The 19,422-nt window shown below is 58.8% G+C and carries 20 protein-coding genes; 8 read left to right on the top strand and 12 right to left on the bottom strand.

Features of this window, described 5'->3' with window-relative positions; genetic code table 11:
* Nucleotides 1-296 precede the first annotated feature (296 nt).
* Together NKI21_RS23875 and NKI21_RS23870 are read right to left on the bottom strand one after the other, a co-directional pair.
* Nucleotides 297-674: a hypothetical protein gene (locus NKI21_RS23875; protein ID WP_127291969.1), complete on the bottom strand. Its 378-nt coding sequence runs from the start codon at nucleotides 672-674 to the stop codon at nucleotides 297-299.
* Nucleotides 671-1,594 (bottom strand): hypothetical protein, encoded by a 924-nt coding sequence (locus tag NKI21_RS23870; RefSeq protein ID WP_127291972.1) that lies wholly within the window; start codon nucleotides 1,592-1,594, stop codon nucleotides 671-673. The genes NKI21_RS23875 and NKI21_RS23870 overlap by 4 nt, the downstream gene beginning before the upstream one ends.
* A 438-nt stretch (nucleotides 1,595-2,032) precedes the next feature.
* Here NKI21_RS23870 and NKI21_RS23865 point away from each other — a divergent pair, with 438 nt between their 5' ends.
* On the top strand, nucleotides 2,033-2,443 hold the full coding sequence (locus NKI21_RS23865; RefSeq protein WP_023809600.1) for a helix-turn-helix domain-containing protein: 411 nt from the start codon (nucleotides 2,033-2,035) through the stop codon (nucleotides 2,441-2,443).
* A 487-nt stretch (nucleotides 2,444-2,930) separates the two neighbouring features.
* On the opposite strand, the gene NKI21_RS23860 is transcribed toward NKI21_RS23865, so the two are convergent.
* The 8 genes from NKI21_RS23860 to NKI21_RS23825 all read right to left on the bottom strand — a co-directional run bounded on the left by NKI21_RS23860 (nucleotide 2,931) and on the right by NKI21_RS23825 (nucleotide 9,549).
* Complete coding sequence (locus NKI21_RS23860; RefSeq protein ID WP_023809599.1) at nucleotides 2,931-3,623, bottom strand: amino acid ABC transporter permease; 693 nt, start codon at nucleotides 3,621-3,623, stop codon at nucleotides 2,931-2,933.
* Nucleotides 3,624-3,640: 17 nt separating this feature from the next.
* Nucleotides 3,641-4,357 (bottom strand): amino acid ABC transporter permease, encoded by a 717-nt coding sequence (locus NKI21_RS23855; protein ID WP_352442493.1) that lies wholly within the window; start codon nucleotides 4,355-4,357, stop codon nucleotides 3,641-3,643.
* Between the two features lie 66 nt (nucleotides 4,358-4,423).
* Nucleotides 4,424-5,251: a transporter substrate-binding domain-containing protein gene (locus NKI21_RS23850; RefSeq protein ID WP_023809597.1), complete on the bottom strand. Its 828-nt coding sequence runs from the start codon at nucleotides 5,249-5,251 to the stop codon at nucleotides 4,424-4,426.
* A 24-nt stretch (nucleotides 5,252-5,275) separates the two neighbouring features.
* The gene (locus NKI21_RS23845; RefSeq protein ID WP_023809596.1) at nucleotides 5,276-6,016 is read right to left on the bottom strand and encodes an amino acid ABC transporter ATP-binding protein; all 741 of its coding nucleotides are present in this window, start codon (nucleotides 6,014-6,016) and stop codon (nucleotides 5,276-5,278) included.
* A 56-nt stretch (nucleotides 6,017-6,072) separates the two neighbouring features.
* Entirely contained in the window at nucleotides 6,073-6,636 is a 564-nt protein-coding gene (locus NKI21_RS23840) for a peroxidase-related enzyme (RefSeq protein ID WP_023809595.1), read from the bottom strand.
* Nucleotides 6,633-7,103 carry a CMD domain-containing protein gene (locus tag NKI21_RS23835; RefSeq protein WP_206535270.1) on the bottom strand — a complete coding sequence of 157 codons (471 nt, stop codon included), beginning with the start codon at nucleotides 7,101-7,103 and terminating at the stop codon, nucleotides 6,633-6,635. The genes NKI21_RS23840 and NKI21_RS23835 overlap by 4 nt, the downstream gene beginning before the upstream one ends.
* An 8-nt stretch (nucleotides 7,104-7,111) precedes the next feature.
* Nucleotides 7,112-8,581 carry an NAD(P)-binding domain-containing protein gene (locus NKI21_RS23830; protein WP_352442494.1) on the bottom strand — a complete coding sequence of 490 codons (1,470 nt, stop codon included), beginning with the start codon at nucleotides 8,579-8,581 and terminating at the stop codon, nucleotides 7,112-7,114.
* Nucleotides 8,578-9,549 carry a LysR family transcriptional regulator gene (locus NKI21_RS23825; RefSeq protein ID WP_127291977.1) on the bottom strand — a complete coding sequence of 324 codons (972 nt, stop codon included), beginning with the start codon at nucleotides 9,547-9,549 and terminating at the stop codon, nucleotides 8,578-8,580. Before NKI21_RS23825 ends, NKI21_RS23830 begins: the two co-directional genes overlap by 4 nt.
* Before the next feature lie 232 nt (nucleotides 9,550-9,781).
* On the opposite strand from NKI21_RS23825, the gene NKI21_RS23820 reads away from it, so the two are divergent.
* A complete protein-coding gene (locus tag NKI21_RS23820; protein ID WP_127291980.1) occupies nucleotides 9,782-10,852 on the top strand; it encodes an NAD/NADP octopine/nopaline dehydrogenase family protein in 1,071 nt (356 codons plus the stop codon).
* 138 nt (nucleotides 10,853-10,990) lie between these two features.
* Here the strand turns inward: NKI21_RS23820 and NKI21_RS23815 are convergent, their stop codons facing one another.
* Together NKI21_RS23815 and NKI21_RS23810 are read right to left on the bottom strand one after the other, a co-directional pair.
* Nucleotides 10,991-11,683 (bottom strand): flavin reductase family protein, encoded by a 693-nt coding sequence (locus NKI21_RS23815; protein ID WP_127291983.1) that lies wholly within the window; start codon nucleotides 11,681-11,683, stop codon nucleotides 10,991-10,993.
* Between the two features lie 39 nt (nucleotides 11,684-11,722).
* Nucleotides 11,723-12,403 carry a GntR family transcriptional regulator gene (locus tag NKI21_RS23810; protein ID WP_352442495.1) on the bottom strand — a complete coding sequence of 227 codons (681 nt, stop codon included), beginning with the start codon at nucleotides 12,401-12,403 and terminating at the stop codon, nucleotides 11,723-11,725.
* 169 nt (nucleotides 12,404-12,572) lie between these two features.
* Here NKI21_RS23810 and NKI21_RS23805 point away from each other — a divergent pair, with 169 nt between their 5' ends.
* From NKI21_RS23805 to NKI21_RS23780, 6 genes are all read left to right on the top strand, one after another.
* Nucleotides 12,573-13,793, top strand: coding sequence for an amidohydrolase family protein (locus tag NKI21_RS23805; protein WP_352442496.1), 1,221 nt, complete (start codon nucleotides 12,573-12,575; stop codon nucleotides 13,791-13,793).
* Nucleotides 13,794-13,915: 122 nt separating this feature from the next.
* Nucleotides 13,916-15,493, top strand: a complete 1,578-nt coding sequence (locus tag NKI21_RS23800) for a nickel ABC transporter substrate-binding protein (protein WP_127291988.1) — start codon at nucleotides 13,916-13,918, stop codon at nucleotides 15,491-15,493.
* 12 nt (nucleotides 15,494-15,505) lie between these two features.
* On the top strand, nucleotides 15,506-16,441 hold the full coding sequence (locus NKI21_RS23795; RefSeq protein WP_023809586.1) for an ABC transporter permease: 936 nt from the start codon (nucleotides 15,506-15,508) through the stop codon (nucleotides 16,439-16,441).
* Nucleotides 16,432-17,340: an ABC transporter permease subunit gene (locus tag NKI21_RS23790; protein WP_031212634.1), complete on the top strand. Its 909-nt coding sequence runs from the start codon at nucleotides 16,432-16,434 to the stop codon at nucleotides 17,338-17,340. Before NKI21_RS23795 ends, NKI21_RS23790 begins: the two co-directional genes overlap by 10 nt.
* A complete protein-coding gene (locus NKI21_RS23785) occupies nucleotides 17,333-18,328 on the top strand; it encodes an ABC transporter ATP-binding protein (protein WP_127291991.1) in 996 nt (331 codons plus the stop codon). The genes NKI21_RS23790 and NKI21_RS23785 overlap by 8 nt, the downstream gene beginning before the upstream one ends.
* On the top strand, nucleotides 18,325-19,341 hold the full coding sequence (locus NKI21_RS23780) for an ABC transporter ATP-binding protein (protein WP_127291993.1): 1,017 nt from the start codon (nucleotides 18,325-18,327) through the stop codon (nucleotides 19,339-19,341). Before NKI21_RS23785 ends, NKI21_RS23780 begins: the two co-directional genes overlap by 4 nt.
* The last annotated feature ends 81 nt before the right edge of the window (nucleotides 19,342-19,422 follow it).

The following is a 19,422-nucleotide window of genomic DNA, read 5'->3' as shown; positions in this document are numbered from 1 at the left end:
CCTCTGAATGCCAGCCCAGGAACGACCGACATCGGTATGTTCCTGAGAATTACCCAGAGAATAGCGACCATTGACTTGGCGCAAAATACCAAATCTTCGGATCCATCGAACGAAACTTGAACTAAATGCATTTTTCTTTGTGTTATCACGACTTGAGATTGCAACAAAATATTTTGTCGCTCGGCAAAAGTGATGCCGAAGGCCGACAAAATATTTTGTTGGCCTATATCTAAGCCGAGCCAATACATGCTTTTTCAGCGACCTCAGCGTCGCAAGCTGATTCGCAAAATGCTGAGCTAAAGGGCCTCCTGTTTGAGCCGCAGAGCCAATGCCTTGGCCTCTTCCGGCGTCAGTTGATTGAGAGCCACACGAAGCGCTTCACACAGTTCGTCGAGAATTGGGTCATTGTCTTCTGATCCGGTATGGCGATGGGCGCGTTGCTGGAAGAACAGGCTGAGCCAAAGGTCGAGCGCGCTGCCTTGCCATTTGCCCGTCTTGCGAGCTTGCCCCGACATTGCGATGGCAAGGCCGGCTAGAGCGTCCATTCCTCCGGCGACCTCGTACCCGTTGAGGAAATGGGCGAAGCGGCCGGATTGATCCCACTTAAGGGGCGCGGGCATGGTTGAGAAGTCGCCCTCCAGGGCCAGCCGTTCCCATTTGAGCAGCCTTGTCATTCGGCAGCCTCCGCCATCAGGCTGAGCCTTGGGCGGATCAACGAAACAAAGCGATTAGCCGCATGGCAGAGCCAGTCGAGCTGCTGGCCTTCGTCTGCGAAGTCTGACCTTGGCCTAAACACGCCCAACTCCGCATGAAATGGCCTGTCCGATTTCAGCCGCGCGACCAAATCAAGGCCGGTTTCTCCGCGCAATTCTGCAATGTCGTTGTGGAATTCATCAAAGAGAGCCTGACCATCCTCTTCGCGGAAGGTCAGGAACAGGCCGACTTCGGCTCTGCTGCCAGTCGACCGAAAGGCAGTCAGCCATCCTAGCGGGTCGGGCAGGGGAACTCTCACCCAATTGTCGCCGCCGTGGCGTGGTGCCAGTTGGTCTGCGTGGTCGAACTGTACCTCATCAATGAACCGCTGCCAGAATGCACGGTTGATGCCCCGCCGGTTTACTCGGTCGGGATCGACAACATTCTCCATGGTGTCAGCGGGCGGGGCGCTGATAGGTTCTGGCGTTTCCAAATAGAGCGGCATACCGGCGAGGTCGACCAAAACTCTCTGCTGCAGGACTTCGGTCCGCAGCGGCACCGTAGGCATAACGATAATATTTCCAGAAGTCGTTTGCCAAATCTGGATTTCAAGTAGCGCGAGTTGGGCTAGTCCGCCGCCCTGCGCGTTGAGGTGCTCGGCAATCGCGTGAGTGTCCGATCGGATGCCGTCACCGGCAATGATGAGCTGAAAATCTCCGAGTCTTAGCGATCGTGTTACCGCATCGACGAACGGAGCTTCTTCCAGGTCTGGCCACCGAAGCTTCGCCGCGGCGAAGATCGGGTTGGGATCAACCAAGGTCAGCTTGCGCCTCAAGGTCGAGGATAGATCGCCAAAACTCCAGTGTCGTAGCAAAGCGGCATATTCGAGGATCTGCGCCAACACTTCTCGTCGTGCTTGGGGATTTCGCCAAAGCTTGCACTCGATGACGACCAGCCGGCCACTTCTGCTAACGCCCAGGAGGTCCGCAAATACTGTCCCGCCCGCGCGAGGCAGAGGGAGTTCGCAGCATAGGGGAACGATATCTCCAAGGCCGTGATCGCGGTCGGCGACGATGAGTTCGGGATGTCGAAATAGAAGATCGCGAAGCCAGCGCTCGTCATAAGCCGGCGCTGAGACGCTGGTGGGAGACTCTCCGACGCTCGGTGCATTGCGCACCAGAGGGTGTCGACGCAGCGGCGTGGCAATGTCTTGCAGGGATGATAGGAGCAATGCACTCATTCGGGTATGACGCTCTTTCTGAAAGGATGTGCCGGCTTCACACTGGACGCGGTCACCGCTGGTTCGGTGATGTTTCTGACGTGACTTGAAGTAAACTTCATGATGATGACCAATGCTGAAGCTGACTTCGTTGTCAACGAGAAATGCCGAAGTCACGCTTCAAGTATGAGCGACTCTTTAAAGCAGGCTATAGGTGCGCGAGTTCAGGCTGCGCGGCGCGGGGCGAAGCTGAGCCAGGAAGTGTTGGCTGACCGTGTTGGGCGCACCCCTGAGAGCATTTCCAATATCGAACGCGGCAAACAGCTACCCAGCATTGAGACGCTTGCCGAGTTAGCGCGCATCCTCAAGATGCCATTGATGGACTTTTTTGATGGTCTGGAAAAGACACGCCCGCTTTCGCGCGAGCGGGCGGAACTTGAGGCCGAGCTCCTCGAGACGGCGCGCCAACTGACACCTCGGCTTATCAAAGTTGCGGTGGAGCAGGTCAAGGCGCTGAGGCAGTTGGGCTGACGTTGACAACGGGCCTGGTGCCAGCGCCCGATGTTCTACACGGGATTTTGGGTAGCAAGGGTTGGGGGAATCTTTGGCGCGTGGCTGCGGTTGGCGTTGACACCCAATTTATCGGCGCTGTCGATGTCATTAGCGTCACGCGCAAGATCGTAAGGGCGACGCTGATCGCAATCATACTTTAGACTGCGGGCGGGCTCGTTGTCGTCCAAAGCCCGGCGCCCGCTAAGGGGAAGCCCTCCAGACGGGGGAGAACCCACCTCAACAAATATGTGTCATCTGCAGCTGCCGATAGAGAATGCAAGTCGGCATGCAAGCTCAGTCTATTTGCCCACGCTCCAGGCGGCATGGGGTCGACCGGCAGGCACTCAAAATTATCGATACATACATCGGCTACTTGGGCTTCTCCTCGGGCTTTTCATGGCCAACAGAATTGCCTCCAAGGTACGGCTCGATATCCGAAGCTTGACGATTCTATCCCACATCCACCTCATGTCCGCACCCTCAGCGCCTGCTCCAGCCTGTCGGCAATCTGTGTGACGATATAGGCAATCACCATATAGATCACGACGGCAATCACGAAGGCTTCGAGGTAGTAGTAGTTCAGCGCGGCGGTCAACTGGGACTGGGCGAAGATATCGACAACCTCGATGGCGAATCCGAGAGAAAGGGCCTTCATGATGACCATCATCGAAGTCGTCAGGTCAGGAATTGCCGTGAGGGCCACCTGGGGAAATAGGATACGTCGGAACAGTTGGCCGCCCGTATAGCCCAGCGAATGGGCTGCGTCCGACTGACCGGTGTCGAATGCATTCAGGGCTCCCTTGATAATCTCCGATTGGAACGCGGCGACACAGCCGGTAATCGCAACTACAAGGATGACCCAATTGGGGGTTTCGTGGGCGTTGAAGTTGATACCAAGCAATGAGAACAGGAACTGGAATGCGGGCGGCAGACCGAAATAGGCGAGGAAAATAACGATGACCATCGGAACGCCCTTGAAGACGATCTTGTAAGTCATGATGAGCTCTCGCAGCACCGGTACCCGTCTGTATTCGATAAGTGCGAATATGCTGCCGACTATCGTCGACAGGACGAAAATCATGAGCGCCATTCCAATCGTCACGGGTACGGCACTCAGAATTTCCTGCGTGTCCTGGAGCAAAATATCGGTATCAAACATGGTTGAATACCCTTACGTCAGACGCTCGCGAGGAGCTGGTTCTTGATCGGGGTTGTTGGCGTCGCCTCAGGCGCTTGCATCGGTGATCGAAGCTCGAAGAAGCGCACGATGAGCCATGCGACCAGGCACATCAGCGAATAGATGACCGCCAGGACGAGATAGGTTTCGAACTGGAATTGGTTGTAGTCTCGCTCCATGATCAGATGCGCAGTCGCCATGATGTCGGCCGCCCCGATGTACATGACCAGCGCAACGTTATGGATCAGGTAGATGACGGAGTTCCCATAGCCCGGCAAAGCGAAGTGCACCGCTTGCGGGCCGACGACGCGAGTAATTTTCTGTCGGAACGTATATCCAAGGCTGTCGGCCGCATCGTGCTGGCCGCGATCGACGGCCAGGTATGCAGGCCGCATGACTTCCGACAGATAGCCGCCGTGGTAGAGGCTCAACCCCACCATGGCAGCCATCGTCGCCGAAATAAAATCTTTGGCGCCGAACAGGATCACCAACAGCGGAAGCCCATAAAACGCGACGAACAACTGCAGTACGACAGGAACGCTCCGGGCATAGGACACGTAGAGGTCCACCAGGTGACTGATGACTGGCACCCTGCGGACCCGGAGGGTTGTCGCGATGAGAGCCAGGCAGAACCCGGAAATGAGGGCTGTAAACGTGATGGCGAGCGTCAGCGGCAGTGCCGAGAGCAACTCGGGAATCATAGCAGATACATCCACTTTGAACGCTCCTTCTTGCAATTCAGCCTTGCCGCTGACTAGCGAATATGGTCGCCGACGGCCGTGCTATTTCATGTACTGGACGATGCCCTCGCCGAACCACTTCTGCGAGAGCTTTTCGATCGTGCCGTCGTCTTTCAATTCCTTGAGAACCTTGTTCACATCGTCGGCCAGAACCTTGTTCTCGTCAGATCGGTGGATCAGCATGTAGGTGTTGTTGCTGAACACTGGCTCGGACGCCACGATATCGAGTTTCTTTTGCTCGATGACGGTCTGCTCACCGAGATTCGACGGCAGGACGAGAGCGTCGAACTTGCCGTTCTGAACTTCGTCCAGCCGGTTCGGGTAGGGGATACCGGCACTCGATGCCGTGACATCGAGCTTGTATTCCGGGTTTTCTTTCTGCCAATTCATGATGAACTTGTAGGTTCCACCGCCGGCCGTGGTCGGAACGATCCTCTTGCCGACCAGGTCTTTCATTTCCTTAATGCCGCTGTCTTTCTTGCTGTAAATCTTCATCAGGCTGGCGCCCATGGGATTTTCCGGAATGAGGAACTGCTTGGAGCGTTCGGGCGACTTGTAGTAGCCACCGACCGCGATGTCGTACTTGCCCGTGGCGAGGCCGGTTTCCTGGGCAATGTCGGAGACGCCTTCCATTTCGAACTTATACTGCGGCAGCTTTGCGTTGATCGCCTTCAGAAGATCGGGCTCATAGCCTTGCGGCTCGACGCCGATCGCGCCCCATGCCAGCGGCTTGGATTCGGCAGAGGTGGCGATCTTGATCGTCCGAACGGTCTGGCCATGGCTGATCCCCGCTGTTGCAAGGGCAATTGCGATGCCGCCAGCGATGGCCAGGGCATAGCGGCGAGAAAAACTGGATGTGATTGCAGACATTTCTTAGGTTCCCTTCTTGTTGAGCTATTGAAAAGCGAGTTCCGACTGCAGGAATTGGGCAAGTCGCGGGCTGGAAGGTGCATCGAAGATTTCAGCCGGGCTGCCATCGGCGGCAACCACGCCACGATCCATGAAGACAATCCGGTTGGAGATGTTCTTTGCGAATTGCATCTCGTGGGTCACAAGCAGCGAAGTGATCCCTGACGAGGTGACATCCTTGATCACCTTTAGAACTTCACCGACGAGCTCGGGATCCAGCGATGACGTAGGCTCATCGAAGAGTATCACGTCGGGGCGAACCGCCAGGGCGCGCGCGATGCCGGTGCGCTGGAGCTGGCCGCCCGACAGTTGGGAGGGATAGCTATCTCGCTTCGGGGTGAGGCCGACCCGCTCGAGCTCCCGCAAGGCGATCTCCCGCGCCTCATCTGCGGACTTGCGCTGCACGATCACCAGGGGATCCATCACGTTCTGCAGGACCGTCATGTTCTTGAAGACGTTGAATTGCTGAAAGACCATCGCCGTTCGCAACCGGATCGCCTGGACAGCGGTCTTGTCGGCACGCTGGTAATCCATCCGAATCTGATCGAACGCGATGGTTCCTGAGGACGGCTTGGCAAGGTAGTTGATGCATTTCAGCAACGTGGTCTTGCCGGTGCCGCTGGGGCCGATGATCGACACCACGTCACCCCGCTTTACCGAGAGATTGACGCCGTTCAGAACCTGCGTGCTTCCGTAGGACAGCTTTATATCTTTGAGTTCAAGCATTCTGGTTGGTGCCCTTCACAGTGTGGGACGGAGTGCCTTGACCGCATGCGACATCATCACCCGCTCTCCGCATGGCCGAGAACGTGCATCAGCCGGTTTGCCCAGCCGAAGATCGATATGGCGTGGATCAGATCGATGATCTCGCGGTCATCCATGCCAACTGATCGAAGCGCGGCGATGTCGTCTGCCGTCGCTTCCGACGGCGCCGCCGACAGGCGGCGGGCAAAGCTGTAGATTGCCGCATCGCGTTGGCCGAGCGCTTCAGGTTTGTCGAGATAAAGTGCGGTGACCACTTGGTCGCTCTTGGTCAACTCCGCATGCCGGCGGGCGTGGACAACGGCACAGAATTTGCAGCCATTGACGATCGAGGCCCCCAATGCGCCAAGTTCGCGGTCGGGACGGGCGAGCCCGCCTTCGACATACATGATTGCGTTGAACAGAACCGTGCGGGCAAGATAGCTCTCTGGGTCATGCGCAAGGGTGCGCACATATTCCGAAACTTTCTTGGCCGAAGGCGTAACCTTCATCGCTTCAAGCTGTTCCGGCGTGGCTTCGGATAGCTTGACCGGCGCGATGTATGGCTGCCAGTTCAGCGGCTTCAGGCGCACCGAGGAAATCATGCCGACCTCATCAATCGCAAGCCGGTCGCTACCCGCGTCTGGAAGTTGACGAAGGCAATCAGTTCGGAGAGCGCGACGATCTGAGGATTGCTCAATCCGGCCTGGGCGAGCAGGGCGATGTCGCTCGCCTCGGCCTTTTTTGGCGTCACCGTGACCAGGTCGGCGTGCCGGGCGATAGTCGCCAATGGTTCTTCCAGAGCCGTCTCGCCCTGGGCTACAGCCAGAAGCTGCTCTGTAGGATCAAGCTGATCCAGCTGAACATCATATTCGGCCACCAGGACCGGATCGGCATTCAGGGCGGCCATGCGACGGGCAAGAGCAACACGCAAATTCGGCGCCAGCCCCTGATCGTTTGCCGGGTGCAGCACCGAGAGGCGACATTCCTCGGCCCCTCGCACGAATTCGGGCCGAAACCGCCGTGCAGCGAAAAGGGCATCGTCCGGTGAAAGACCCGCTGCCTTGTCCATTGCGTCAATCACAGCGCGGCCTCCTTGTGCAACAAGGGTGTTGAATCGACCCACTCGTCGCCCAGAAGTTCGGGCGTGTCGTAGGCGATCAGATTGGCGAAGTGGGTTTCGACATCCTCGGCAAACAGCGATGCGGCAATGCCGCGCACAAGACGGTCGGCACCGGCGCTGACGGCCGGGATGTCGCCGGAGACCTTGCCGTGCGTTAGCATGGCGGCGTCGTTGAAGCAGTGGATATGTGCAAGCATCGGGCAGGAGCCGGGGACGCGTTCGCGAAACTCGAAGGCAGGACCGAGATCCGGCGCGTCCGACATGCCTGCACGACCCGGCCCCATATCCGGCCTATATCGGCCATCCGACCAGGTGCGGATATGTGGGGCGATCGCCGCGAATTCCGGGCGGCCGTTGAAGTCATTTGAAAAACCGGTTGCCGCGATCAGGAAGTCGTAGCGCATCAGCCCTTGTGTGGTTTCGATCAGCAGGCCCTCCGGATCTTCCCTTACCGCAACGATGCCGCAGTCGAGAAAGAACCGGGCATTCGCGTGGCGAGACACGCGAAGCGTGGATGAACGCGGCGGCGGCGTCTGGGTGGAGGCGGTGTAGTCGAAGAACTTCCACTTCCAGGCATCGGGCAATTCATGCATGCCGAGTACGACACCCGGGCTGCCGATGCCGGTCAGCTTGTTGATGCGCGGCATCTCCTTGCGCCGGATCAACATGTCGACAGAACCGGCGCCCGCCTCGAGTGCGGTCGCAGCATTGTCCATGGAAGAGGCACCGGCGCCGATAACTGCCACACGCTTGCCTTTCAGCGCATCGAAATCGATGTCGTCGGCAGAATGGGCCCAATAGGCGCGATCGATCCCGTTGAGGAAATCGGGTACGGCAATACCGCCCAGACCGGAGCGACCGGTGGCCAGAACCAGACGACGGGTGAGAACCCGGCCGGATTCCGCGCCTTCGATATCGATCGCAATCAGATCACCAACGGGTTCGACGGCGGTCATGCGCACGCTGTTGCGCAATGGCAGAGCCAGGACCTTGCGGTACCAGACCAGGTAATCCATCCACTGGCCCTTGGGGATTTTGTCCAGCGACCGCCAGGCCTCAACGCCCCATTGCGCCGTGAACCAGGCGCGGAACGTCAATTGCGGCAGGCCGAGCGACGGACCGTGCAGGGTTTTCGGCGACCGGAGCGTTTGCATGCGGGCAAACGTTACCCACGGCCCTTCGAGCCCTGCCGGAGCCGCGTCATAGGCGACGACATTGGTTATCCCCGTCAGCACCAGCTTTGCCGTGGCAGCAAGTCCACACATGCCGGCGCCGATCACCACGACGTCACGGACAGGGACACCATCGTGCGAACGTGCCGGGACCCATGGCCTGGCAGGCAGTTCGAGGAAGTCGAGATCCTGCGCCAGCTGTGCCTCGAGCGCGGCAAGACTTGTCAAAATTGGCGCGGTGGGGGAATGCTTCATATCCCCGTTCCGTGATTTGTGGCGGATGCAGGATCGGTCACCAGTTGGCCGGCCAAGGCCGGATCGAGTTTCTTGAAGCCGACTATCGATCGTTCAGCCACCGCTTCGACCGCCTCCATCAACGCCTGTGCGACTGGACGAAGGGGACGTTTTTCGGCAGCCACAACCCCCCAATAAAAGAGAACGGTCGCGTCAATCGGGCGGATGGCGACCCCTGGCAAGGCCACGCCATAGGCGGTGAGGGGATCAATGACAGCGGCAACGCCGGTCCGGCGCACAAGCTGCAACGCGCCATAGGCAGTATTCGTCCGGATCACTGGCCCGGTGTCGATACCCCTGGCGGCCAATGCCTTGGAGACGTGCAGTTGGAAACGCAGCGGGTTGAGCAAGGTAGCGACGCGACGGCCGGCAAAGGCCGAAAGCGGTATGACGTCGAGTTCTGCCAGCGGATCGTCCTCCCGCACAGCAGCAACATCGGGCGCCGAATAGAGCCGCAGGACATCCAGGCCGGGTGTATCGAGCGGCAGGCTTGAAAAGCCGATCTCGGCACGACCGCTGCGCACTTCCTGGGCCACGATGGAGGGAAGAAACTGTCCGAGATGTGTCTCGTGCGGAAGCTCGATACCCTTGAGCTCGGCCATGGCCGTCGGGATCAGGCCAGTGCCGATCGCGGAGGTTGTGACAATCTGCAGGATCCGACCCCGGCCGGCGGCGATCATCTTGGCCCGCGCCGCGAGTTCGGTGAAGGACATCAGCAGTCGCCGCGCTTCTTCTTCAAATGCGACACCCTCTTCAGATAGCTGCACCCGTCGACCGACCCGGTGCAGCAATTCGAAGCCAAGTTCGCCCTCAAGATCCTGAATGGTGCGTGTCACCGCAGGTTGGGAACGCCCGAGCATGTCAGCCGCCTTGGTAATGCTGCCGCTGGCAGCCACCGCAAGGAAGGTCTGAAGGTCCCGAGTTTCCATATTCTCCCTACATGTGAAATACGTATGATTGACATCGTCTCATTCATTTTTGATATATGTCAAGCGGAAACTAATGTTCTCAGCGGCGCTTGCCGGCTCAGAGCCGGAGCCCTTGATCGAAACGGCTGGGGGCAACCGAGGTGACTCCAATTCGAAACCTCGTGATGAAAAAACTTGTAGGCCGGGACTACAAGGATTCTCGAACCATAAAGCCTGCAACAGGAGGAATGTTATGCGCGTGAGTATTCTGGGCGCCGGAGCAATTGCCTATGGCCTTGCGGCCTATTTGGCACAATCGGGACACTCGCCAACACTTTGGTCACCGTCGGGACACCGCACCAGAACGTTGGCTACTGGCGAATTGTTGAAGGCGACGGGGGATATCGAGGCGACGGTGCCGGTGCGCATTGCCAAGGATTGCAGAGATGCTATCGAGCACGCGGACGTGGTGGTGATCGCGCTTCCGGCTTACGGCCACAAGATGGTGATGGACGCCGCCGTCCCTCATCTGGCAGATGGAATTCCGGTCATCATCAGTTCGCATAGTTCGTTCGGGGCTCTGTATCTCTGGAAGCGGTTGGCCGAGCGCAAGGTCAGGTTGCCGATCGTCGTTTGGGGCACAACGCTACTGACTGGCCGCCAGCTCGGATCAACCGAAGTCAATGTCACTTCCATTCGCCAGAAGCTTGATGTTGCGACGCTGCCTTTCGATGCGCTCGACCAAGGGTACGAGCTTTGCACGGCCTTGTTCGGCAATCGTTTCGTCAAGCGGGATGGTCTGCTGGCGATTGCGCTCAGCAACCTCAATCCGCAGAACCATCTGGGAATTGCCCTTCTCAATCTCACACGCATGGAAAAGGCCGAGCAGTGGAGCCAAGGGGGAAATGTCACTCCTGCCGTTGGTCGCTTGATCGAGGCTCTGGATGCCGAACGGTTGGCCATCGCTGCCCATTTCGGTATCGCGGTTCGTACGGTCCAGGAACATTTTTCATTGTCGTTTCATGTGCCCATGAGCACTGTTTCGGACATGAACCAGGAGATGGATCGTCTAGGCCGCGGCGGGTTTGGCCCGACAACCATCCAGAGCCGCTATATTCTCGAGGATGTTCCGTTCGGCCTGCTACCGACTGCCGTTCTGGGGAAGATCAGCGGAAATCCGGCGACACTCCATGAATCCGGAATTTCCATCTTGTCGGCGGCTTATGGCCGGGATCTCAAGGGAGATAATGATATTCTTCCTGCGCTCGGCATCGAGGAAATGACAAAGGCGGATCTTGAAACCCTTTGCCGCAAAGGGTTATAACAGCTTCCAGTGCGCTGTAGCCCAGCTGCAGTGAATATTCTCCCAGCCCGGCATCGGCAGGGTCCTTGGCCGCAGGCAGCGTCTCTGCACGATCAGGAAGGATGATTGAAGCGACGAGCGCGTTGCGCGATCAGGGCGCTATCCATCGGTGTTGGGTGGCATAGGCCTCATTGCCAACCATTGCTCATGCGACATCGTTGGCAGGTCAAACTGGTGGCGGGTGGTCGAATAACCGTGTCCACCCATTCTGCCGACGGCGTCTAGCGCGAGTTGATCGATATAGAAACGCTCCTGGTCAACAAGATCCTCACGAATGTGCATCCGCATAACTTGACCAAGAACAATCTCGCGCGACTTACCCAGGCCAAGCGTCAAATGTCGGCGGCATTCGAAGGCTATAGGCGCTTCGAAAATGTAGGGGCATTGGACCGTCTCACCGGGCACAGGCGTCAGTCCGGCCTCGGCCAGTTCGTCAATGTGGGAAGGAAATGGGACGGCACAGACGTTCATGGCGTCAACCAGCGCATGGTCCACGATGTTGACTGTGAATTCCTCAGTCAGTCGGATGTTGAGCGTCGTATCTTTGAAGGACATGTCATTATGGTTCTCCACACCCAGGGCTAGGATTGGAGGATCGGCCGAGAGGCAATTGAAGAAGCTGTAGGGCGCAGCATTGACAGTCCCGTCGGGGTGTCGTGTGGTCACCAGAGCGATTGGCCGAGGCACCACTGCCCCGATCAGCAGCTTGTAGCGTTCGCGTGCCGAGATGCGGGCGAAGTCGATGCTCACGCGGCTCCGCTGCCCCACCGGCTCGGGCTGGGGGTTGAGCATTATATCCTCCTGAATTTTGCCAAGCTGCTTGAGAGTTGGTCACCCTGCCTGAGCGTATGTACTCAGGATGGAGCGAACGTCGGGCTCAGTTTGATCGCTGATTTGCGCCCGAGCCTCGAGTGCCTCGAGATGGTGTTCCATCGCATGCATGGCGCGCTCGGGATTGTGTTGGCGCAGCGCCTGAATGATTTCGACGTGTTCGTCGACGCCGCACTGATCGGAGTGCGGACGGCTGTACAAGGCTAGGATCAGCGAACAGCGCGATACAATCTCGCTGACATAACGGGTCAGCGGCTTCGATCCCGTGAGTTCGGCCAGCAGAATGTGGAATTCGCCCGCCAGCCGTATCGATAATGGTCCGCTCGTGTTTACTGCGTCCCTTTCAAGTTTGACGTGGCCCTCAAGTGCCGCAAATTGAGCGGGTGTGATCTTTCGCGAAAGCCGGTCCACTACCTCGCGCTCCAGGCAGCGTCGTAGGGAAAATATATCTAACGCTTCCTCGAGCGTCGGTTCGGCGACGCAGGCTCCGCGATTATTCCTCACCTCCACCAGGCCTTCGGCACTCAGTCGGACAAGCGCGTTTCGTACGCTGGTCCGGCTAACGCCGAACTGCTCGCCGATGGCGTCTTCGGGCAATTTCATACCGGGGCGAAGCGCCTGCTCAATGATGGCGCGACGCAGCGACAAGTAGACGTTTTCGGCTCGACTCGATTTGGTCATCGCATCCCCCTAAGCTCCCGCAACTTATCGATCAAGATATATTTTTGTCAATATGGGATACGATTTATCTTGAAATAGGTATACAATTATGCGGTAGTTACGTACACGACCTGCAGGCGGCCGTCGCCGTGCCGCAGACGATAGGCTGCCTCTGGGAGGAGCGCACCGCATGACAACCAATTTGTTGATTAGAAATGTGCGCCCGATGGCTGGCTCCAATGTGGATATTCTTATTGAGAATGGCCGCATTACCCGCGTCGAGCCGGAGCTTTCACCTTTGGGCGGGCTGGTGGAGGACGGCGGAGGTCGCATCGTCGTTCCGGGCTTGGTCGAAGCGCACACCCACCTCGACAAATCGATGATCGGAATGGCGTGGTATCGCAATGAAGTCGGCCCTCGCTTGATAGACAAGATCGAGACCGAGCGTGAAGCCAAGATCCGCTTGGGTATCGATCCGGTCCGCCAGTCGCGTCGACAGGCGCTTGCCTCAGTGGCGCAAGGCACCACCCATATCCGTAGCCACGTCGATATCGACACCGTGCACGGCCTTGCCGGTGTAGAGGGCGTCATGCGCACTCGTGACGAGCTACGAGACCTCGTCGATATTGAGATCGTCGCCTTTCCTCAAGGCGGTATGATGATCCGGCCTGGCACTGTCGAACTTATGCGACGGGCGTTGGAAATGGGCGCCGAGGTGGTCGGCGGGCTGGACCCTGCTGGGGTTGATCGCGATCCCAAAGGGCACCTCGATGCAATTTTCGACCTCGCTCAACGCTTTGGCCGGCCCATAGATATACATTTGCACGAAGCGGGAGAGCTTGGCGCCTTTTCGCTCGAACTCATCATCGAACGCACCCGTGCACTCGGCATGCAGGGAAGGGTGGCAGTCAGCCATGCCTTCTGTCTCGGCATGCACGATGCCGATTATGTCGGCCGACTAATCGACGAGTTGGCGGAGCTTTCGATCCATATTCTTACCACCGGGCCGGCATCGCAGCCGTCGCCTCCGGTCGCCAAATTGCGATCTGCTGGAGTGGTCGTCGGCGCCGGAAATGACGGCATCCGTGACATCTGGGGACCTTACGGCAGTGGTGACATGCTGGAACGCGCGATGTTTGTCGGCTTGCGCAACAATTTTCGCCGCGACGATGAACTCGAATGGGCCCTCGACGTCTGCACGCGCGGCGGTGCCGGAGTTCTTGCGCTGGAAAGGTACGGCCTGATGCCCGGCTGCTGGGGGGACATGGTTTTGGTGGAAGGCGAGACACTCGCCGATGCCGTCGTGTCCCACCGGCCGCGCGCGTTGGTCGTCAAGCGCGGCAAGGTCGTCGCGCGAGGCGGGGTTGCGGTGCAGACCTCACCTGCGCAAATGAGCACAAAAACTTATTAGAAGGGATACGATGTCTAAATTAAATTGTATACAATAATGTGATATGTCTATACAAAAAAGGCCCCAGTGCCTTTCGAGGCAACCTAGGCCCCAGGGAACAATAAGCAACGAGAGGAGCAATCATGTCATTCAACAGGCGTACATTTCTGCAGATCGGATCAGGGGCGTTAGGACTCGCAATAACCGATGCTACCTTCACCAAATTTGCCTTTGCCGAGGGGGCGGCGGGCACATTGCGAGTGGCGATCGCCAAACCCGCGGGCAATCTTGATCCGCAGAGCCACTACGCGATCTGGGCCATTCAGGACCTGATGTTCGAGCCGCTGGTGCGGTACGGCAAGGGCGGCCAGATCGAGCCTTGCCTTGCGACCGACTGGAAGATCGAAGAGGGGGGCAAGACGTTGCATCTTACGTTGCGCCAGGGGGTAACGTTCCAGGACGGCGCAGTGTTCGATGCAGCTAGCTGCAAGTGGAATCTGGAGCGTTGGCTAGGACTCGATCAGTTCAGCTGGATGAACTGCTCCAAGTATTTTCAATCGTTGGAAGTGATCGATGAGCACCAGATAGCCGTTCATTTCAAAGAACCGCCGCTGGCGCTCATGCAGGAGCTTTCCTACACACGGCCGCCGAGGTTCCTTAGCCCCAAATCGGTCGATGCGAATGGCAAATTTGTCGAACCCGTCGGCACCGGTCCTTGGCGTCAACTTAGCGCTGACGATACACAAAGTGTTTTCGAGCGCTACGACGGCTACTGGGGCGACAAGCCGACTTATCAGCGTCTCGAAGCCAAGGTCATCCCTGATCCGCGCGCGCGGGTTGCCGCCCTGCGCGCTGGCGAGATCGATCTCGTCGGCGGGTTTTGGATCGCGCCGCTTACCCCCGTTGAGGCAAAGCAGCTCGAGGCCGCAGGGCTCAACGTGGTCATCGATCCCGGCAACGTCACACTGGTGATGGCTTTCAATCCCGATCGCACCGAAGCGCTCAAGGATCCGCAAGTGCGCAAGGCCGTCAGCATAGGGATCGATCGCGCGGCGATTTCCCAGGCGCTCTACCAAGGCTTTGCCCGACCGGCGGGCAACCTGTTCTCCGATGCATTGCCATTTGCTGGCACCCAGCATGATGCCCCAGTTCGCGACGTTGCGGCCGCATCAGCGCTCCTGGAGAAGGCGGGTTGGACGGGTGGTCCCGTGCGTTCCAAGGACGGCACGCCACTGACGCTTGAGATTGTCGTCAGTCCCGACGCCGTTCCCGGCTCTCGCGTCGTGGCCGAAGTCATACAATCCGAGATGAAGGAAATCGGCATCAATTTGATCGTCCGCTCTGTCGACCACGCTTCTAAGCACACCGACATGCTCGAACGGAAATACGATCTCGGCTTCTTCCTGACCTACGGGGCTCCTTACGATCCGTTCGGCACGGTGGTGGCCTTGTGCCTCTCGACCTTCAAAAACGATGTCGAGGGCAAGCTGTTCACCGATCCGGCCAACCTGGACCCGCTGATCAACGCTGCGACAGCGGCAACCGGGGATCAGATCGCGCCATCGATCCAAAAGGTTTACGACTGGCTGCGTGACAACGACGCGATAGCGCCGTTGGTTTACGTTCCCAGCATCTGGGCGCACTCCAAGCGGGTCCAGGGCTTCACCAGCCCGGTCACCGAATACGATATGCCATACGAAAATATCGTGCTGGCCGAGTAGAGGGAGGGCGCGTTGATCCACTTCATCAGCAAGAGGCTGAGGCACTCCCTCGTACTGCTGTTCATGGCGTCTCTGGTTTGCTTTACCCTGGTTGTTTCGGCTCCGGGAAATGTCGCTGTTCTCATCGCTGAACTCAGAGGAGCAGTTGCAACCCCGGGTTACGTCGAAAAGGTTGCCGAAGAGATCGGACTGCATAAGCCCCTGCTGATGCGCTACGCGGGTTGGCTCGGCGATGCAGTCCGAGGAGATTTTGGCATCTCCTACAGAACGGGCCAGGAAGTCAGTGCGGACTTGCCAAAGCGCATGTTGGTCACCGGTACCCTGATCGTTGGCAGCGCCGTGGTTGCGACCCTGCTCGGCCTGGCTCTCGGATTCCTGGGTGCCTTCTGGCCCTACAGACTGCCGGACCGCGTTTCGCGCGGTTTGGCTCTTCTCGGCGCATCGACACCGACATTCTTCGTCGGGGCGCTGATGATCTATGGTTTCTCTGTCACCTTTCAGCTCTTTCCATCCTTCGGCTTCGGCGGTCCGGAAAGTTGGGTGCTGCCATGGGTCACTGTCGCGGTGCTGCCCGCCGCCGTGCTCAGCCGTGTCGTTCGTGTGGGACTGGAAGAGGCCATGGCCAGCCCCTTCGTGTTGACGGCCAAAAGCAAAGGTCTGGGACGGACCGCCATCCTGTTCCGGGACGCGCTGCCAAACATCATACCTGTGTTCATCAACGCACTGGGAACCCAGGTCGGCCTGATGACCGCAACTGCTATCATCGTTGAACCGCTGTTCGCCTGGCAGGGCGTGGGCGACTACTTTCTCCAAGGCGTGAAGTTCCGGGACTTCATGGTCGTGCAGGCCTGCCTGTTGATCTTCCTCGCCTTCTTCATCGTGGTGAATCTGATCGTCGATCTCGCAGTTCTGATGACCGATCCACGTGTCCGGCGCCAATGGAGCTGACCATGAATAGATTAAAGCCTGCATTCGCCCGGTTGAACAAGTTGCCCCGCGTGGCCTTGATCGTGATCGGCCTCTTCCTCGCCCTGGGCAGCTTCGCGCCATGGCTCGCTCCACAAGATCCCAGCGCACAGAACTTACTGGAGACCGGCCTGGGACCAACTGCCGCACATTGGCTCGGCACCGACCATCTCGGGCGCGATACGCTCAGCCGCCTGATCATTGCGGCGAATACGTCGTTGGTCAGCGTTGGCTCGGTCCTCATCATTGCAATGACGGTCGGTGTCGCCATGGGGACCATCGCTGGCTACCACCGCGGTTGGGTAGACGACCTGCTGATGCGCATCGTCGACGTCGGACTGTCCATCCCAAGCCTGATCACTGCCCTTGCCGTGATCGGGATCGTCGGGCCGGGCTACTGGACCATGGTACTGGCTCTGTCATTGGCATGGTGGCCGATGAGCGGTCGTATCAGCCGGGCCGTGGCGGTCAGCATCATGAGCAAGCCGCATATCGAAGCCCTGCGTGTGCTGGGCGCCAGCCCATGGCGCATTTACTTCGGCCATTTGCTCCCCGGCACCATCGGCGCGGTCATGGTCTATGCGACGGCGGATGCCGGGACAGCCGCTTTGGCTGTCGCAACACTCAGCTTCCTTGGTCTGGGCATTCAGCCGCCCACGCCGGAATGGGGACAGATGCTTGTTGATGCTTTGCCGTATCTCGAGTCGGATCCGCGACAGGTTATCCTGCCCGGCCTGGCCCTGACCGCTGCGGTGATCGGCTTCAACATCCTCGGCGAATCCATAGCACTTAATCGCATTCCCAAGCCGCTTTCGAGGCGGACGCTTGCCTTGCGCAGAATTGAGGTCGCCGGCTGGGCCAAGGAGAATTCGGATGCATGACGAACCCCTTTTGAACGTCAGCAATCTGACGGTCGATCTCCTGACCGCGAAGGCCGCGGTACGCCCCGTCGATGGCGTCAGCTACACCGTCCGGCAAGGAGAATGCCTTGCCATCGTCGGGGAAAGCGGCAGCGGCAAGACTGTAATGAACTTCGCGCCGCTCGGTCTGATGCCGACCGGCGTGACGACGAACTTGTCGGGATCGGTGCGCTTCGATGGGCGTGAATTGATCGGCCTGCCGGAATCCGAGATCCGTAAGGTACGAGGCAAGTCGATCGGATTCATTTTCCAGGATCCGATGAGCGCGCTGAACCCCGTCCGCCGTGTTGGAAGGCAGATCGCCGAGATGGCGGAGCTCCATCTCAAGATGACCCCACGCGCTGCGGAGGAGCGGGCGTTGGAACTCATCAAGCTGGTCGGCATCTCGGATCCAGCAGCGCGACTTCGTCAATTCCCCCACGAACTGTCGGGTGGTCTCAGGCAACGCATCGTAATTGCCATTGCGCTGGCCGGCGAGCCAAAACTTCTGATCGCGGACGAGCCTACGACCGCTCTCGATGTGACGGTCCAGGCTCAAATCCTGCGCCTGCTCAAGGACCTGCAGCGGCGGCTCAACATGGCCATGGTGCTGATTACCCACGATATGGGGGTAGTCGCCGGAGCGGCCGACAACATCGTTGTCATGTATGCGGCTCGGGCCGCCGAACGAGGTCCCGTGGACAAGGTCCTCGTTACCCCACGCCATCCGTACACGAGAGGGCTGATCAACGCGATCCCACGGCGGGAAGACCCGATCGGTTCGGAGTTTCGCGGTCTTCCCGGGATACCGCCAACGCTGGGCGCGCCATTCAAAGGCTGTGCCTTTGCCCCGCGCTGCGAGCTCGCAATTCCCGCATGCACCGCAAGCCGCCCTCCACTTGCGCGGTCGGTCGACAGCGCTGTTGTCGTGGCCTGCGCGGTTGTCAACCAAAGGAAGGCAGCAGCATGACGCACGGTCCTGTTCTGAAAGTCGAAAACCTGCAGACGCGCTTCAAAAGCGTTCAGCGAGGCAAGTTCATCCATGCCGTCGACGACGTCTCGATCGAGCTCTATCCGGGCGAGATCGTCGGTCTGGTAGGCGAGTCCGGTTGCGGAAAGTCGACGCTGGGCCGCACCATTGTGGGTCTCGAAAAGGCGAGCGCGGGACGAGTCCTGCTTGATGGAGTGGACCTCACCACACTCTCCGGTGCAGCACTGCGCGAAAGCCGCAGGGCGCTCCAATACGTGTTTCAGGATCCATATTCGTCCCTGAACGACAGACAGACGGTCGGTGAGACGATCGATGAAGCGTTGCTGATCAGCGGGTTGAAATCACAATCCGACCGCAACCATCGTACCAAGGCGCTCCTGGATCAGGTCGGACTGGCGGACGCTTTGAAGGATCGGCACACGCGGGAACTGTCCGGAGGGCAGCGCCAGCGCGTTGCGATTGCCCGATCCCTCGCCGTGAATCCAAGAGTGCTGATCTGCGATGAACCAGTTAGCGCACTGGATTTGTCCATCCGAGCCCAAGTGATGAACCTTTTCCTGCACCTGCAGAAAGATTTTGGGGTGGCGTGCCTGTTCATTGCCCACGACCTTGCGTTGGTCAGGCAGGCTGCATCGCGCGTCTACGTGATGTACCTCGGCAAGATCGTGGAGCACGGGCCATCGCAGGAACTCTACGATCACCCAGGCCATCCCTATTCGCAGATGTTGCTGGCCTCGACACCGGAGGTGGATCCGATCGCCGAAAAGCAGCGCAGGGTTCCGGTCATGATCGGGGAGGTGCCGAGCCCTACGAATCCACCATCCGGCTGCAGGTTCCGGACTCGCTGCCCCTTGGTGGTCGAAGAATGCAAACAACAGATGCCACCGGCCTTGAAGCTATCTCCTGGGCACAGTTCGGCTTGCGTGTTTGCCAAGGATCTCCATCGCGGCAAACGTTCGGCGCTGATTTCGCCAACAGCCAATGCGGCATGACACGTTGACACAGCCTAGCGGCGCACCAATTCACCACGCCGCCGCCTACCTCGACACGAATGCTCACGGGACGGTGGTGCG

The sequence above is a fragment of the Mesorhizobium sp. M0715 genome, from assembly GCF_040320355.1.
Taxonomy (GTDB): domain Bacteria; phylum Pseudomonadota; class Alphaproteobacteria; order Rhizobiales; family Rhizobiaceae; genus Mesorhizobium.
This window is presented reverse-complemented; position numbering and strand designations above follow the sequence as displayed.

Bases quoted from the DNA above. Each gene is read 5' to 3' on its own strand.
- NKI21_RS23875 (WP_127291969.1), bottom strand. From the start codon at position 674: ATGACAAGGCTGCTCAAATGGGAACGGCTGGCCCTGGAGGGCGACTTC.
- NKI21_RS23865 (WP_023809600.1), top strand. From the start codon at position 2,033: ATGATGATGACCAATGCTGAAGCTGACTTCGTTGTCAACGAGAAATGC.
- NKI21_RS23860 (WP_023809599.1), bottom strand. From the start codon at position 3,623: ATGTTTGATACCGATATTTTGCTCCAGGACACGCAGGAAATTCTGAGT.
- NKI21_RS23850 (WP_023809597.1), bottom strand. From the start codon at position 5,251: ATGTCTGCAATCACATCCAGTTTTTCTCGCCGCTATGCCCTGGCCATC.
- NKI21_RS23845 (WP_023809596.1), bottom strand. From the start codon at position 6,016: ATGCTTGAACTCAAAGATATAAAGCTGTCCTACGGAAGCACGCAGGTT.
- NKI21_RS23840 (WP_023809595.1), bottom strand. From the start codon at position 6,636: ATGATTTCCTCGGTGCGCCTGAAGCCGCTGAACTGGCAGCCATACATC.
- NKI21_RS23835 (WP_206535270.1), bottom strand. From the start codon at position 7,103: ATGGACAAGGCAGCGGGTCTTTCACCGGACGATGCCCTTTTCGCTGCA.
- NKI21_RS23830 (WP_352442494.1), bottom strand. From the start codon at position 8,581: ATGAAGCATTCCCCCACCGCGCCAATTTTGACAAGTCTTGCCGCGCTC.
- NKI21_RS23825 (WP_127291977.1), bottom strand. From the start codon at position 9,549: ATGGAAACTCGGGACCTTCAGACCTTCCTTGCGGTGGCTGCCAGCGGC.
- NKI21_RS23820 (WP_127291980.1), top strand. From the start codon at position 9,782: ATGCGCGTGAGTATTCTGGGCGCCGGAGCAATTGCCTATGGCCTTGCG.
- NKI21_RS23815 (WP_127291983.1), bottom strand. From the start codon at position 11,683: ATGCTCAACCCCCAGCCCGAGCCGGTGGGGCAGCGGAGCCGCGTGAGC.
- NKI21_RS23810 (WP_352442495.1), bottom strand. From the start codon at position 12,403: ATGACCAAATCGAGTCGAGCCGAAAACGTCTACTTGTCGCTGCGTCGC.
- NKI21_RS23805 (WP_352442496.1), top strand. From the start codon at position 12,573: ATGACAACCAATTTGTTGATTAGAAATGTGCGCCCGATGGCTGGCTCC.
- NKI21_RS23800 (WP_127291988.1), top strand. From the start codon at position 13,916: ATGTCATTCAACAGGCGTACATTTCTGCAGATCGGATCAGGGGCGTTA.
- NKI21_RS23790 (WP_031212634.1), top strand. From the start codon at position 16,432: ATGGAGCTGACCATGAATAGATTAAAGCCTGCATTCGCCCGGTTGAAC.
- NKI21_RS23785 (WP_127291991.1), top strand. From the start codon at position 17,333: ATGCATGACGAACCCCTTTTGAACGTCAGCAATCTGACGGTCGATCTC.
- NKI21_RS23780 (WP_127291993.1), top strand. From the start codon at position 18,325: ATGACGCACGGTCCTGTTCTGAAAGTCGAAAACCTGCAGACGCGCTTC.